Source organism: Parendozoicomonas callyspongiae, from assembly GCF_023502345.1.
GTDB lineage: Bacteria > Pseudomonadota > Gammaproteobacteria > Pseudomonadales > Endozoicomonadaceae > Sansalvadorimonas > Sansalvadorimonas callyspongiae.
In genome coordinates this window covers 15,957-30,423 of the sequence record NZ_JAMFLX010000032.1, presented here as the reverse complement: position 1 = coordinate 30,423, position 14,467 = coordinate 15,957, and the positions used below count along the sequence as shown (strand labels likewise).

Here is a 14,467-nt window from a genome sequence, read left to right as displayed (position 1 = left end):
GGCTGTGTCAGGTCGTACGTATAAACCGAGACGCAGCGAAAGATACTCTTTCTCGGCAACATTTCCAATACCAGAAATGTTACCGGTCAAATAAAAATGTCGGGCAGCTTACAGATCAATCTGGATATTGTCGATCAATCTTGCCTTTCCAAGGGCTGCTGCAGCCAGAATCACCAGCTCTTTATCTTCCGGACCCGCAGGGTGCAGATCGGAACGTCTGATGATGTTGAAGTAGTCAGGCAGGAACCCGGCCTCTGCCAGGTGAGCTGTGGCGTCGCGCTGAATAATGTCGTAATTGGCATTACCGGCAAGAATGGCTTCCCTGGCCTTGAGCAGCTCTTTGTTGAGCATGCAGGCCTGCTCCAGTTCTTCTGCAGACAGGTAACCGTTGCGAGAGCTCAAAGCCAGACCGCTTTCTGCGCGGGCGATAGGGGCGCCAACAATTTCCACCGGAATACAGAGGTCGCTCACCATCTTGCGGATAATGGCCAGCTGCTGGAAATCTTTCTCGCCAAATACGGCAATATGAGGCTGGACAATATTGAACAGCTTGGTAACAACGGTTGAGATACCGGTAAAGAAGGCCGGGCGGCTTTTGCCACAGTGCATGCCATCCAGGGCATCAACCTTAACAACAGTGTGCTGTTCCGGGCCTTCCGGATAGATGATGTGGGAAGTCGGCGCGAAAACCATATCCACTTCATGCTCACGCAACAGAGCTTCGTCCTGCTCCATGGTGCGGGGGTAGCTGTGGTAGTCCTCGTTCGGGCCAAACTGCAGCTGGTTTACGTAGATGCTGACCACAACAACATCGGCTAGTTCTTTTGCCTTGGTGACCAGAGACAGGTGGCCATCATGGAGGTTGCCCATTGTGGGAACAAAAGCAACGGTTTTGCCAGCCGCTTTTGCGGTCTGCACATAGTCACGAATTTCTTCGATGCTATAAACGGTGTTCATGCGCTGAATCCATGCTCAGGCGCCGGGAAGCGGCCTTCTTTTACATCTTTAACAAACGTGGCGATAGCTTCTGCAGGAGTGGAAGCTTCTGCCATAAAGTCCTTTACGAAACGGGGCTTGCGACCGTGGGTCATTCCGAGCATATCGTAAAGAACCAGAACCTGACCGTCGGTCTCTGCACCTGCCCCGATACCGATAACAGGAATAGAGGCATTACGGGTAATTTCCTGGGCTAGAGGACTGGGCACACATTCCAGAAGCAGGATATTGGCACCGGCTTCTTCCAGAAGGCGGGCATCTTCCAGCATGCGTGCAGCTGATTCTTCATCGCGACCCTGAACCTTGTAACCGCCCAGCATGCTGACGGACTGAGGCGTCAGGCCAAGGTGCAAGCAAGTAGGGATACCGCGTTCAGACAGACCTCGAACGGTGTCGCAAAGCCAGGCACCGCCTTCCAGCTTGATGACTTCAGCACCAGCCTGCATCAGTTCGGTGGCATTGGCATAGGTCTGCTCTGGGGTTGAACACGCCATGAAAGGAATGTCTGACATGATCATGGCTTCGGTGTTACCACGACGAACACAGTTGGTGTGGTAAACCATATCTGCCATGGTGACAGGAACAGTTGACTCTCTCCCCTGGACAACATTGCCCAGTGAGTCCCCAACGAGGATGATTTCAGTACCCTGAGTGCTGACCAGATGCGCATGAGTGGCATCATAGGAAGTCAGGCAGGTAAATTTTTCACCAGATCGCTTCTGTTCCAGAAGGGTGTGCAGAGTGGTTTTGGCCATAGAATCCTGAATTTGTATTCTATGACTGCAGACAGACTATGATCAGCTTCGGAGTTTATCCCCTTACTCGCGGGTCAGCCCTGTCGCAGTCTTGTCCTGTTTACCAACGAATATCATCCTTCTTGAGAAAGATATCCTACGCTCAACGCTGCCTAGCGATGACGGGCTATATTGGTGGAAATCTGGGTGGTTTTCCAGTGCAGAATTTACCTGTTTCTGGTTGTTTGGTGCGCCGCTCTCCGAAAATGACCTGCGAGGATTATCTGGCAGGCCTCTGGAAAGTGTTTGAAACGCTGCCAGTTCTATAACTCAGATGGTTTTGGGTTGAAGTAATGCCTGCCTTTTCTGCAGATCATGATCTCCTCAACCAGCTGACTGTAGTCCTGTTCGCTATGGACCAGATCAATCTCCGCTGCATTCACGATAAGAAGAGGCGAGGCCTCATAATAGTGGAAAAAGCGCGCGTAAGCTTCGTTCAGGCGTTTGAGATAACCATTGCCAATCAGCCTCTCCGCTTCTATTCCCCGCTCCCTGATTCTGTCCTTGAGAACATCAACCGGAGCCTGCAGGTAAATAACAAGGTCGGGTTTTGGCAGATCACGTGTCTGCATCTCCCAGGCACGGTTGTAGAGCTGAAGTTCATGCTGGTCGAGATACATCTCGGCAAACAGACGATCCTTTTCCATACAGAAGTCGGAAACCCTGACGGGTTCAAACATATCTTTCTGCTGGATAGTCTGCAGTTGGGAAGCTCGCTGGAACAGGAAATGTAACTGGGTCGCCAGGGCAACCTGTCGCGGATGGCGATAAAACCTTTCCAGAAAAGGATTTTCCCGGGGAGGCTCTTCCAGAACAACATCATAGTTAAAGGTGCTGGCGAGCCTGCGGGCAAGGGTGGTCTTGCCGACGCCGACAGGTCCTTCAACAGCAATATACTGGGGGAAATCATGTTCCAGTGGCGGGTGGGACGGCTTTGCAGCTTCCATGTAAAACCAACCTTATATTTCTATCGTTATTTGGTTGATAGAGGAAGCCGTATCCATCACCGCTTCCTGGCACTTTTATTTAAGCCATCTCAGGGATTTCAATTTTCCCGATGACTGAAAGGCCGTTATCTTCACATTTTTGTAAAAGCTTTTGCAGACTTTGTCCAGTAGGAAGAGTCAGTTCAGGTTCAATATCTGCCAATGGACAGAGAACAAAGTTACGCCAGTGCATCTCTTTGTGAGGAATTATCAGGCGCTCATTATCAATAATCTGATCGCCGTAGAGCAGAATATCAAGATCAAGGGTGCGCGCGCCCCAGCGAATAATACGCTTGCGATTATGAATCTGCTCAATAGCCTGCAACTGATCAAGCAACTCAATAGCTGTCAGTTCGGTGCGAATAGCAACAACAGCATTGATGTAATCTTCCTGTTCCCCAGGGCCAACCGGATCACTCTGATAAAGCTGTGATGCATGCTCCAGCATCGAGTTTGAAATACCTGCTATTTCCTCAACAGCCGTTAAGACCTGCTGCCTGGGGTTCTCAAGGTTACTGCCCAGTCCAATATATGCAGTGACAGACATGAATAACTACCTGATCAAATGAAAACTGCCATTTCTTTAGGAAATGGCAGTGTAGAAGATTAGCTCTGGTTGCTGGAGGGTTTCCGGCGACGAGGTCTGCGACGGCGTCTGCGCTTTTCAGGAGGATTCGCTTCAGCATGGCGATGAACCATGCTCATCCGGCTTTCAGGGTGTGCCTGCTGATAATCTGTCCACCACTGACCTGCGCCCTTCAAGTCTTCACCTGATGCTTCCCGAAGTAACAGGAAGTCATATGCTGCCCGGAAGCGGGGATGTGCAACCAGTTCTTCAACCCGGCGAGGCTGGCGGCGCTCAAGGCGGGCCTGAAGATCCCAGATTTCCCGCATAGGAATTGTGAAACGTTTCGGAATTGCAGTGTGTGCACACTGATTGGCAATCACCTGCATGGCCGCCTGCTGTAATGCAGGAACGGGAGGTACTCCCTGATTACGAATATCATCAGCCATGGCACGCATAGCCGGCCAAAGTAAGGCTGCATAGAAAAAGGCTGGAGTAACCGGGCGATCCCTGCGGATACGGTCATCAGTACTCTTTAATGCCAGATCTATCAGCTTTCTGCTGCGTTCATCCAGCTCCAGTGCGGAAGCTGTTGATGGGAAGAGAGTGGTGAACAAGTCGTAATCCTGCATCAGCTGCAGCGTTTTGCGTCCGTAACCAGACAGGAACAGTTTCAGACTTTCATCGAACAGGCGGGCAGAGGGAATATCCCGCAGAAGTGAACCCAGATCATAAATTGGGTCAGCTGTTTCAGGTTCGATATCGAAATCAAGCTTGGCGGCAAACCGGATAGCCCGCAGCATCCGAACCGGGTCTTCATGGTAGCGGCGTACCGGTTCACCGATAAGGCGAATCAGCCTGTGATCAATATCTTCCAGACCATTGCAGAAATCATGGATGGAGAAATCTTCGGTGGTGTAATACAGCGCGTTTATTGTGAAGTCACGACGAGCCGCATCGTCATCAATATCACCGTAGACATTATCTCTCAGGATGCGGCCGGAATCGGAGTGATGAGATTTATCTTTGTGGTGGCCCTCCTGGTCAGAATCATGGCTGGCCCGAAAGGTGGCAACTTCAATGATTTCACGGCCAAACACCACATGAATCAGCTTGAAACGGCGGCCAATAATTCTGGAGTTGCGAAACAGAGAACGGACTTCTTCCGGAGATGCGCTGGTCGCAACATCAAAATCCTTGGGGTGTAGCCCAAGAAGAAGGTCACGAATACAGCCACCAACCAGATAAGCTTCATGACCCTGGCTGCGCAGGCGATGCAGCACTTTGAGAGCGCTGTCGCTGATGTTTTTGCGTGAAATAGGATGCTGATCACGGGGGATAGTCTTTCGAACTGGCTTTTGCACGGGGTGTGAGCCCTTGTCAAAAAGCCTGGACAGGTATCCGATGAGTCCTTTACGCCTGCCGGTCATGATTTGCCGTATTCTCTGAGTACTGCCATGAACAAGAAAACTGTTCGCCGTCAAAACAAAACCGACATATTAACACCTGACTCGGAATTGAGACAGTTTGATCAGGTACTACTGTTTTAGATGGCTTAAGTCGACAGGTAAAGCCACCATATCATATCGCCGGGGCACTGGACGTGAAGGGCATCCTTAATAACCTGGCTGGCCATGGTTTTCTGCATATCCATTAGCCATTCATCATCGTCCAGCCGACTCTCAACATACCATTCGGGATAGGCGTGCAGTTTGCGGTCATAATAGGCTAAGGGGAATTGAATCTGGCGTGGGAGCTGCGGCAGGTTTTGATAAAAAGCCGTCACACACTGTTGAACCAGTTCCTCGCCCCGCTTGTTTCTTTTAGCAATATAAATAGCGGATTCACTGCGGTACTCATCGTTATAGGGCTGCATCATTTCGCTGTAACGGGCGTCAATGCACTCTTCAAGAGACAGGTTGAGTGGCGTTGTACCGTAACCCATCACATCACAGGCAAGCTTGGCTTTCTCTTTATTTTGATTGCCCAGGGTGTCATACCAGCCAGCGTTTTGACCTAATTCACTCTGCGCTGCAACCAGGCTGGCAAAGTAGAGGTTTTCGGCAGGGCTGAAGCAATTGGCATCGCTGCTTTTTCTTAGAGGGACGAGCAGTTCAAGTTCCGGGTCACGGTTAATGGAGTGCTGACGGTCGAGGCGCCTTTGATCACAGATGTTATCGGTCTGACCCTGAAACGGATCTTCAGCGTTAGCTTCAAAAATTAGGAAGCCTGAAAGAAACAGTACGAGTTGAACAACTCTTCCCTGAGCGCAGAACACGGCGATAATCCCCGATCATATTCTTCTGATTGTGTTAATTGTAGAAGAACAATAACGGGGCGTTGATTTGTGTGAATTAAGCTACGGTTTCTTTTCTCGGAATGCCTAAACGCTTACGACGTTCCCAAAGGCACTTTCTGCTGATTCCCAGTTTTTTAGCCAGCTGGGTTTCATTCATATGTTCCTGGTGTTCGAGAACAAAGCGCTGGAAATAATCTTCCAGAGAAAGATCATCTTCATTGATATCACTGGATTGCTCAGGAATCGCAGTGAGTTTGGCCTTGGGTTTGATAATGGCTTCATCCAGACCAAGAAGTTCGGGAGTGATCATATCGTCTTCACAAAGAATCACGGCCCGTTCCATGGCATTTTCAAGTTCCCGAACATTGCCAGGCCAGAGATGGCGACTGATGGCAACAAGTGCTTCAGGGGAAAGCAGCATGGCACCAGTACCCATACGTTCAACAGTTTTCTCAAGAAGAGCTTCTGCCAGAAGGGTTATATCCTGTCCACGCTCGCGAAGTGGTGGCAGGCGCAGCTCAACCACGTTAAGGCGATAATAAAGGTCTTCCCGGAAATCACCTTCACTGGCCATCAACTTAAGATTTCGATGGGTTGCTGCGATTAGCCGGACATTCACTTTGCGGGATTCAACAGAGCCAACCCGGCGAATCTCACCTTCCTGCAATACCCGCAGTAAACGTGCCTGGGCTTCGAGGGGAAGTTCACCAATTTCGTCGAGAAAGAGTGTTCCGCCATCTGCTGCTTCAATCAGACCATTACGGGTCGTAGTTGCACCGGTAAAAGCACCCCTCTCATGACCAAACAGTTCTGATTCAATCAGTGTTTCCGGAATTGCAGCACAGTTAACCGAGATCATCGGGCTGGCTTTGCGTCTGCTGGCATTGTGCAGAGCTTTGGCAACAAGTTCTTTGCCTGTTCCAGATTCACCAAGAATCAATACGGTCGCTTCAGTAGGAGCAACCCGGTCAATTCTATTGAACAGGGTTTGCATGGGAGGACAATGGCCAATTATACCCGCTGTATTTCTGGATGAGTCACTCTCGCTGATAGCCGGCTGTTTTTGTGTCTGGGCAGAGTCCTGTTGTTCATTCTCCCGGTCATGCGCACGACCAATAATTTCAGCAACAGAATTAAGCATGTTCTCATGGTCAAATGGTTTGGCGATGTAATCCACCGCTCCCATTTTCATGGAATCAACAGCTGAACGCAGGCTGGCATAGCTGGTCATTATCAAAACAGGAGTGTATTTACTCCGTTCAATAAGAACGGTTCCGGCTTCACCGGGTAGGCGAAGATCAGAAATAATCAGGTCGAAGCTTTCCAGAGAATGCCGGCAGGCATCTTCGGCAGATTCTGCTTCTGTCACGTCATAACCGTTGCGCACCAGAAGGCGCCGCAAAGACGAACGGATTACGGGTTCATCTTCAACGATTAATATATTTCCCTGGCTCATAGCTCCCCCTCAGCTATATCCATTACCCCACAAGATTCCCCTCAGTCTCTCGCCGGGTGCTGCTTTTCAGTTCAGCCATGTGTCTGGGCAGACTGATACTTATACATGTTCCGCCCTGGTCTCCCTCGTTGACAGGGGACCGAACCGATATTGTACCAAAATGTTCTTCAATAATGCTGTAAACAAGTGCGAGCCCTAGGCCAGTGCCTTTTCCGGCACCTTTTGTGGTAAAAAACGGCTCAAACAGTCGCTTTTGATTCTCTTCTGAAATACCGGAACCCTGATCTGTAACCTCTAGCGTAATGGAGTGTTCCCAGGGAATGGTATTCACTGTGACAACCGCGTTATTTGGTGATGCGTCCCGGGCATTGCTTAACAGGTTAATCAGAACCTGCGTGAGCTTCTGAATATCACCGGACACTAGATAATCCATATGGCAGTTATTGATATATCGAATCCCCCGGGTGTCCTGATGAAGTGATAGCAGGGCAATAGCTTCGTCAGTACAACGGTAAAGGCTGACAGATTCAACAGTCATTTGCTCACTTGCCTGCCCTGTGTGAGCAAAGCTGACCAGTGAATGCAAAATTTTTCCAATACGTTTGGTCTGCTCAAGAATCTGATCAGCGATTTCCCGGGCATCCTGACTTTGGGAATAGTCACGCAGTTCTTGAGCCAAGCAGTCAACTCCTGTGACTGGGTTGCCAATTTCATGGGCAACGCCCGCAGCGAGCTGGCCAATGGATGCAAGTCGTTCGCTGTGAATAAGTTTTTGCTCAAGCATCTGAGGTTCGGTCTGGTCCTCCAGCATGATGACAGTGCCATCACCTTCGATAGAGGCTTTGTGCAGGTTGAACCACCTCTGCTGTCCATCAATTTTTATCTGCTGTTTTTCTCTGGAGCGAACTTTATTGTCTTCAAAATGACTCAGCATGGTGTTCCATGGAGCCTGCAGGCTACCCAGGTAAGAACCAACAGTGGTGCTGCCCGGGATGCCTGTCACTTCTTCCATTGCCTGGTTCCACATCATGACTTCACCATCTTCTCCCAGCGAACAGATCGCCATGGGCAAGTGCTGCAGGGTTTGCCGGTGGTAACGGCGAAGATTATCCAGCTCCAGAGCCAGACCGGTTAAACGATGTTGATAATCCTCAATCTGGTTTTCAACAAAGTTGATATCTGCGACTCCGGAACTTTCATCCTCGTAAGGGAGGTAACGATTAATGATATCTCTGGCGACACTAGGCCCCATTAGGCCAGAAAGGTTGGCTTCAATTCGGTCGCGTAAGCGACGCAGGGCGTATGGGCGATTCTCATCCAGAGACATGCCAAGATCATAAAGCGCCTGGGAGACTTCACGCTGGGCGGTGTATGCACCCAATGGGCCAGTCAGATGTTCTTGGAACTCTCGGGGGGATTGCGCTTTGAGTGATTGCCTGCTCGGGCGGCCAAGTGACTGGATAGAACAGACTTCAGCAGCATGCTTTTCTTCAGAAGATAATTCTGTTGCCAGGCTGACAGCCAGTAGTGCTGCAATGTTGGCGGTGAGAGAAATCAAGGCTGACCAGTGCCAGTCTGCCTGCAGGAAGAAAATGGAATCTGTAAAAAAAGCTAAGACTTCAGTTCCCAGAACCAAAGGCAGAAACATGGTCACAAACCATATGCTGGATCCGGCAATCAGACCTGCACAAAAACCATAGCGATTCGCGTGTGGCCAATAGATGGTTGACAGCACTCCAGGGAGAAACTGCAGGCAGGCGACAAAGGCAACAATAACCAGTGGTGCAAGGCTATGGTCGGAAGAGAGCATTCGGTAAAAGCCATAGCTGGCGAATATCATGGCAGCTATTAATATTCGCTTGGTCCAGCTTAGCCAGCGATAGATATTGATGTTGGTGTCAGGTTGAAACACAGGAAGAATCAGGTGGTTTACAACCATGGCCGAGAGAGCCAGAGTCGTGACAATAATCAGTCCGCTGGCAGCCGACATTGCTCCCAGATAGGTCAATAGAGAGAGCCATGGGGCACCAATGTCTAACCCTATACCTAGAACAAAATACTCCGGACTTGTTGCTGTCTGAAGTTTCACTCCACCCCAAAGAAGAAGTGGTATTGGCAGGCTCATAAGCAGCAGGTAAAGAGGAAATGCCCAGCTGGCAGTACCAAGATTTCGTGGCTTCTGGTTTTCTGTGAATGCCATATGAAACATATCTGGCATAACGATGGCTGCAGCAAAAAAGATCAACAGCATGGTTCGCCAGGGGCCGTCATCCAGAGATAGGCGGAGAGTTTCCAGGGGTGCCTGATTGGTGATCAGCCAGTTTTGCAAATCTTTCGGGCCGTCGAAAACCTGAAACAGAATCATTCCGCCAACAACCAGCATGGCGATCAGTTTGACTGCCGACTCGATGGCAATAGAAACAACCAGACCATGGTGCTTTTCATGACTTGAAATGCGACGAGTGCCGAAGGCCATGGTGAACAGGATAATGATGACGCAAAAGCTGAAAGCGAGTTCTTCCTGAGACCCTTCGTTGGAAAGAATATGAATGGAGTCAGCCACAGCCTGTATCTGCATGGCAACCAGAGGAAGCAGGGCGAACAGCATAATGACGGTTGTCAGAGTTCCTGCCATGGAACTGCGGAAGCGGAATGCAAACAGGTCTGCCAATGAACTGAGCTGGTATTCCCGGGTAATGCGCAAGAGCGGAGAGAGCAAAACGGGCGCTAGAAGAAATGCACCGCAAATCCCCAGGTAGTACGCCAGAAAAACAAAACCATATTCATGAGCGATACCCACTGCTCCATAGAAAGCCCATGCGCTGGTGTAAACGCCAAGTGAAAGCACATACACCAGAGGGTGACGGGTGATGCTTCTTGGTATCCATCCTTTATCCGTGAGCCATGCTGCGCAAAACAGCAATGAAAGGTAAAGGATACTGAGGGTGGCAATTTGACTGAGTTCAAGGCTCATGCCGACTGCTCCCTGGCTGCAGCAGATAGGCTGCAACAATTAATATCAGCCAGAGTAACCAGGGGCGGTACCAACTTTCAGGTGAGTCAATCCACCACTCGAGAATAGCGGGTGAGAAGAGATAGATTCCAATAACAAGCAGAAGAACCAAACGGTGCAGGTACATGCCTTGTCCCCAGACAAAATCCGCTGAAAGCAGATCTGAGGGCATATTACCTGCAGGTAGGTATTCTGTGCAATTTGTTGCGGTCGATTATAAGGGGTTGATTACATGACCATTACGCCAGACAGATATAACTGACAATTGGTTAGTATCTGAGAACAAAACCATATCAGCTGCCAGCCCTGGAGCCAGACGGCCGATCTTGTCTTGCATGTGAATAGCTTTTGCCGGGCTGTATGTAGCTGCGATGAGAGCTTCCGCAAGAGAACAATCAGTGATTCTCTGCATTGTTTGGATAGCATAAGGAAGCGTCAATACACTTCCGGCGAGAGTATTGGGTTTATCTGCCATAGCTGCACGAAAGCCACTGACTTTGACTTTGATACCGTCTCCGAGCTCAAAAGTTCCATTACTATCAGGCAGGCCTTTTGCTCGAATTGCATCAGTAATCAGAATGAAGCGGTCGGGGTGTTTTTTACTCAGGTGCCAGGCGATGCGAACTAATGGTTCGCTCAGGTGTACCCCATCCAGAATTATCTCAAACGGAAGCGATTGATGTTCCAGAATACTCATTGCTGCGCCAGCATCCCTGCTTTTTGTTTGAGACATGGCATTGTAGAGATGAGTGCCCAGACCTGCGCCAGTGGAGATGGCATGCTTTATAACATGCTCACTGGCATTGGTGTGGCCAATGGAGGGTACAACTTTATTTTGATTACACCATCTGATTAAGTCATCACTCTGCTTAAGTTCGGGTGCAAAAGTGACAACGCGAATACTGTTTTGAGAATCTCGAAACCACTTTGACTGGAGGTCCAGATCAATCGGCATAATTGAATCATGAGGGTGACAGCCAGATTTATCCTTGCTGATAAACGGCCCTTCCATATGGATACCGGCAATTCTTGCCTCATCATCTCTTTGATTTTTTGTGTATTGGGCAATGCTGGCAAGCACAGTAGATAGTTTGTCAGGTGATGCGCTTGTTGTTGTTGGCAGCCAGGTTGTAACACCTTCTTTGAGCAGAGTTTTGCTGATTGTGCTTAAAGCATCAGGGGAGTCAGCAGCATCCATAACATCATTCCCCCCGGCTCCATGGATATGAATATCAATCAGCCCGGGAGATAACACCCCCTGAACTTCTGACAGGGAAGCACATTTTTTCCTGAGGGATTCGTGCCAGGGGCGAACCTGCTCAATTACTCCATTGTGAATAATAACGATACGGTCATGCTCGAGGTTTTTGCCAATAAGCACTTTGCTTGCACGAACACAGACCCTATCAGCAGCTTGGGATGCAATAGTCACAAGCAGGCAAATCAGCATGACAGTGATGCGTTGACGTTGTTCCCTATGCCCCACCATTTTTATCCGTATGGCATTAACAAAACGAGGGCAAAAGTAGCTGGGTCGTGAGAACTCTGCCAGTCAGTTTGCTTTTTTCGGATTACTTTTTTCGAAACAGCCAGAAAGAAAAGATTCTGGTCATTCCTGGCATGACCAGCCATGTCATCAAGATAACTGTGAAGATGCAGCTGACAAGTGTGACCAAGTACCAGGGCATAGAAGGAGGAACCAGCTTGGCAACAATACTGGGTATCAGAAGAATAAGTGGATAGATAGCGAGTAGCGTTACCAGAGCCATACGGTGTTTGGGTGGCTTGGGAGCGATGGTGACTTCGGGAATATCAAACCAGTATTCGAGGCCATTCACTTTCTGGTAATCGGCTGCTTTGGTAATTAAAGGTTGAAGTCGTTCAATCCACTGGCGACGTTCGTCAGACTCTTCCCATTGCGCAAGATTGATGTGGTTGTCAAAACGGAAAATCGAGGTATAGACAACATATTTCTCAGAGGAGTTTTCCGGATTTTTAACAATGCTGGTTCCCTGATGACCTGAAAAGGAATGGGAAGCTTTGGCTATGCCGGACGCCCACTTCTTGAATTCTTTTTCTTTTCCTCTTTTGACGTGATTGGAAACCACGACAGTAACAGGGTCCAGATTATCGTTGCTCTTTTTCATTGCGTTCTCTGTTATCGAACAGCGAACTGTAACGCGTATCTTTTTCTTCGGCTACATGGGAATTATGTAGTCATACCATTCCGAGGTATCGCCAAGATCATCTTCGCTCACGAGCACCATCGTCCGTATTGAATTGCCTGCTGCAAGAACTGAGTCATACGAGCCAGATATCAAAGGATGCCATTTCGGCAACGGTTGGTTATTCAGCAGAAGTCTGTAGGCACAATCTGGCGGAAGCCAGGGTAAGAACTCAGACAAGGTTTTGGGGGTGAACTTCATGCAGTCAGGTACAAGCTTTCTTCTGCGTTTGTAATTCTGGCAACGGCCGGTTTTATGATCAAGAAGAGCACAGGCTACGCTGGTGGGCAACAGCTCTTCAGTCTGGTCATCAATCACTTTGTTCAGGCAGCATCGGCCACAGCCATCGCATAGGGATTCCCACTCTTCACGAGTCATTTTGTATAGCGACTTTGTTTCCCAAAACGGAGGGACACTATGGGACATTTGAGCATATGGTGAAAAAGGACAGTAGGTTCAATCCTACCATATTCCCATATTCACCATATGGCTTATCGGCAGGTTGTGGGCAGGAACTCGGGGTCGATACGCCATTGGGCGTCGGTGTGGTTCTGGCAAGCCCAGTTTATTTGGCTGACTGAGCTTTAATACAAGCCGGGAATGCTTGCCTGAGGGATATCTCTGATATTACACAGCTTTTTTATATCCCAGTTCTTTACTGCCCATGTCAACATCTCTGTCAGAGATGATCCTTTGAGGTGATGATCAACAGGAAGCCCAAGAGCACTCATCGCTTGCAGCATAACTGGTTCAGGGTTTTTGAAAGGTAAGGGCTCTGCATAGGTTTGCTTGCTAAGCTTTTCTCCCTGCTCATTGGTAATGACCGGTAGGTGAGCATAGCGAGGCGTGTTAAATCCCAGAGCCTGCTGCAGGCAGATTTGTCGTGGAGTAGAATTCAGAAGATCTACGCCTCTGACAATATCAGTGATTCCCTGCCATTCGTCATCAACAGTGACGGCTAACTGATAAGCGAATAAACCATCTTTGCGCAAGATGACGAAGTCGCCCAGCTCTTGCATATCAAAAGTCTGGTTCTGTTGAATACGATCATTTAAGCTGATCAGCTGATCCTGCCCGTTCATACGGATGGCATGAGGCTTGTCAGGTGTTCCTTTGTGACTTCGGCAGAATCCGGGATAAGAGGGAAGGTAATCAACCAGCTCCTTGCGTGTGCAGGTGCAAGGGTATGCCAGTTCAGCTTTCGCTAGCTGATCAAGTGCCTCCCGGTATGCTTCGTGGCGGGTGTGCTGATAGAGAACATCTCCATCCCAGTGCAGACCGTAAATCTCCAGTGCTTTAAGTATCAGCTCTGAAGCGCCGGGCTGTTCCCGTGGTGGATCCATATCTTCAATACGAACCAGCCAACGGCCAGATACAGCACGTGCGTCCAGATAGCTGGCAAGAGCTGCAGTCAGGGAACCGAAGTGAAGTAAGCCGGTAGGAGACGGGGCGAAACGCCCCGTATAAGAAGAAGCTGTCATACCAGGTCGTTAGTGACCCAGCTGCTTTTCCTTGATCTCTGCAAGAGTCTTGCAGTCGATACAGAGGGTGGCTGTTGGGCGTGCTTCCAGGCGACGGATGCCAATTTCGACACCGCAGGAATCACAGAACCCGTAGTCACCTTCTTCCAGGCGAGAAAGGGTTTTCTCGATTTTTTTGATCAACTTACGTTCGCGGTCGCGAGTACGGAGCTCAAGGCTGAACTCTTCTTCCTGACTGGCGCGGTCAGCAGGGTCAGGGAAGTTAGCGGCCTCGTCCTGCATGTGGTTTACCGTACGGTCAACCTCTTGCATCAGCTCATGCTTCCAGTTACGGAGAATGTCCGTAAAGTGCTCGACCTGACGGTCACACATATATTCTTCGCCCTTCTTTTCCTTGTAGGGTTCGAAGGTTCTGAGCAGGTTGCCGTTATCGGGCTTTTTCTGTGCTGACATGTTTACAGCCTCATCTCTCTCCAAGTCATCGTCCTTCAGGATGTAAAAATCCCGGGATCGGCTGCGGGGCGATATCGCTTTCCGTATGCCCCGGTATTACAACTTGCCAAGGAGCCGAGAAGCTACCAGAACCCGGAACAGGTTTCTACCACTAATTGTTCCGGTACAAAAAAGCCACCACATCTATAAGAATCTAGAC

Annotated in this window: 14 protein-coding genes; all 14 read right to left on the bottom strand. The window is 49.4% G+C overall.

The features are described 5' to 3' along the window. Positions 1–108 precede the first annotated feature (108 nt). Entirely contained in the window at positions 109–957 is an 849-nt protein-coding gene (gene panC, locus M3P05_RS17800; protein WP_249701424.1) for a pantoate--beta-alanine ligase, read from the bottom strand. Further along, entirely contained in the window at positions 954–1,751 is a 798-nt protein-coding gene (gene panB / locus M3P05_RS17795) for a 3-methyl-2-oxobutanoate hydroxymethyltransferase (protein WP_249701423.1), read from the bottom strand. The genes panC and panB overlap by 4 nt, the downstream gene beginning before the upstream one ends. Positions 1,752–2,053: 302 nt before the next feature. Next, positions 2,054–2,737, bottom strand: coding sequence for a deoxynucleoside kinase (locus tag M3P05_RS17790; protein WP_249701422.1), 684 nt, complete (start codon positions 2,735–2,737; stop codon positions 2,054–2,056). Between the two features lie 79 nt (positions 2,738–2,816). Then, positions 2,817–3,323, bottom strand: coding sequence for a 2-amino-4-hydroxy-6-hydroxymethyldihydropteridine diphosphokinase (folK, locus tag M3P05_RS17785; protein ID WP_249701421.1), 507 nt, complete (start codon positions 3,321–3,323; stop codon positions 2,817–2,819). Positions 3,324–3,382: 59 nt separating this feature from the next. Beyond that, positions 3,383–4,705 (bottom strand): polynucleotide adenylyltransferase PcnB, encoded by a 1,323-nt coding sequence (gene pcnB, locus M3P05_RS17780; protein WP_249701420.1) that lies wholly within the window; start codon positions 4,703–4,705, stop codon positions 3,383–3,385. A 191-nt stretch (positions 4,706–4,896) separates the two neighbouring features. Then, positions 4,897–5,619, bottom strand: coding sequence for a hypothetical protein (locus M3P05_RS17775; RefSeq protein ID WP_249701419.1), 723 nt, complete (start codon positions 5,617–5,619; stop codon positions 4,897–4,899). A gap of 76 nt (positions 5,620–5,695) precedes the next feature. Beyond that, the gene (locus M3P05_RS17770) at positions 5,696–7,096 is read right to left on the bottom strand and encodes a sigma-54-dependent transcriptional regulator (protein ID WP_249701417.1); all 1,401 of its coding nucleotides are present in this window, start codon (positions 7,094–7,096) and stop codon (positions 5,696–5,698) included. A gap of 22 nt (positions 7,097–7,118) precedes the next feature. Next, on the bottom strand, positions 7,119–10,070 hold the full coding sequence (locus M3P05_RS17765; RefSeq protein ID WP_249701415.1) for a sensor histidine kinase: 2,952 nt from the start codon (positions 10,068–10,070) through the stop codon (positions 7,119–7,121). Then, on the bottom strand, positions 10,060–10,281 hold the full coding sequence (locus M3P05_RS17760; RefSeq protein ID WP_249701413.1) for a hypothetical protein: 222 nt from the start codon (positions 10,279–10,281) through the stop codon (positions 10,060–10,062). Before M3P05_RS17760 ends, M3P05_RS17765 begins: the two co-directional genes overlap by 11 nt. Before the next feature lie 42 nt (positions 10,282–10,323). Beyond that, positions 10,324–11,559, bottom strand: coding sequence for an N-acetylglucosamine-6-phosphate deacetylase (gene nagA / locus M3P05_RS17755; protein WP_249701412.1), 1,236 nt, complete (start codon positions 11,557–11,559; stop codon positions 10,324–10,326). Positions 11,560–11,680: 121 nt separating this feature from the next. After that, a complete protein-coding gene (locus tag M3P05_RS17750) occupies positions 11,681–12,256 on the bottom strand; it encodes an antibiotic biosynthesis monooxygenase (RefSeq protein ID WP_249701411.1) in 576 nt (191 codons plus the stop codon). A 51-nt stretch (positions 12,257–12,307) separates the two neighbouring features. Continuing rightward, entirely contained in the window at positions 12,308–12,760 is a 453-nt protein-coding gene (locus M3P05_RS17745) for a YcgN family cysteine cluster protein (protein WP_283777863.1), read from the bottom strand. A 158-nt stretch (positions 12,761–12,918) separates the two neighbouring features. Continuing rightward, a complete protein-coding gene (gene gluQRS / locus M3P05_RS17740) occupies positions 12,919–13,815 on the bottom strand; it encodes a tRNA glutamyl-Q(34) synthetase GluQRS (RefSeq protein ID WP_249701409.1) in 897 nt (298 codons plus the stop codon). A 9-nt stretch (positions 13,816–13,824) separates the two neighbouring features. Continuing rightward, on the bottom strand, positions 13,825–14,268 hold the full coding sequence (dksA, locus tag M3P05_RS17735; protein ID WP_249701408.1) for an RNA polymerase-binding protein DksA: 444 nt from the start codon (positions 14,266–14,268) through the stop codon (positions 13,825–13,827). Positions 14,269–14,467 lie beyond the last annotated feature (199 nt).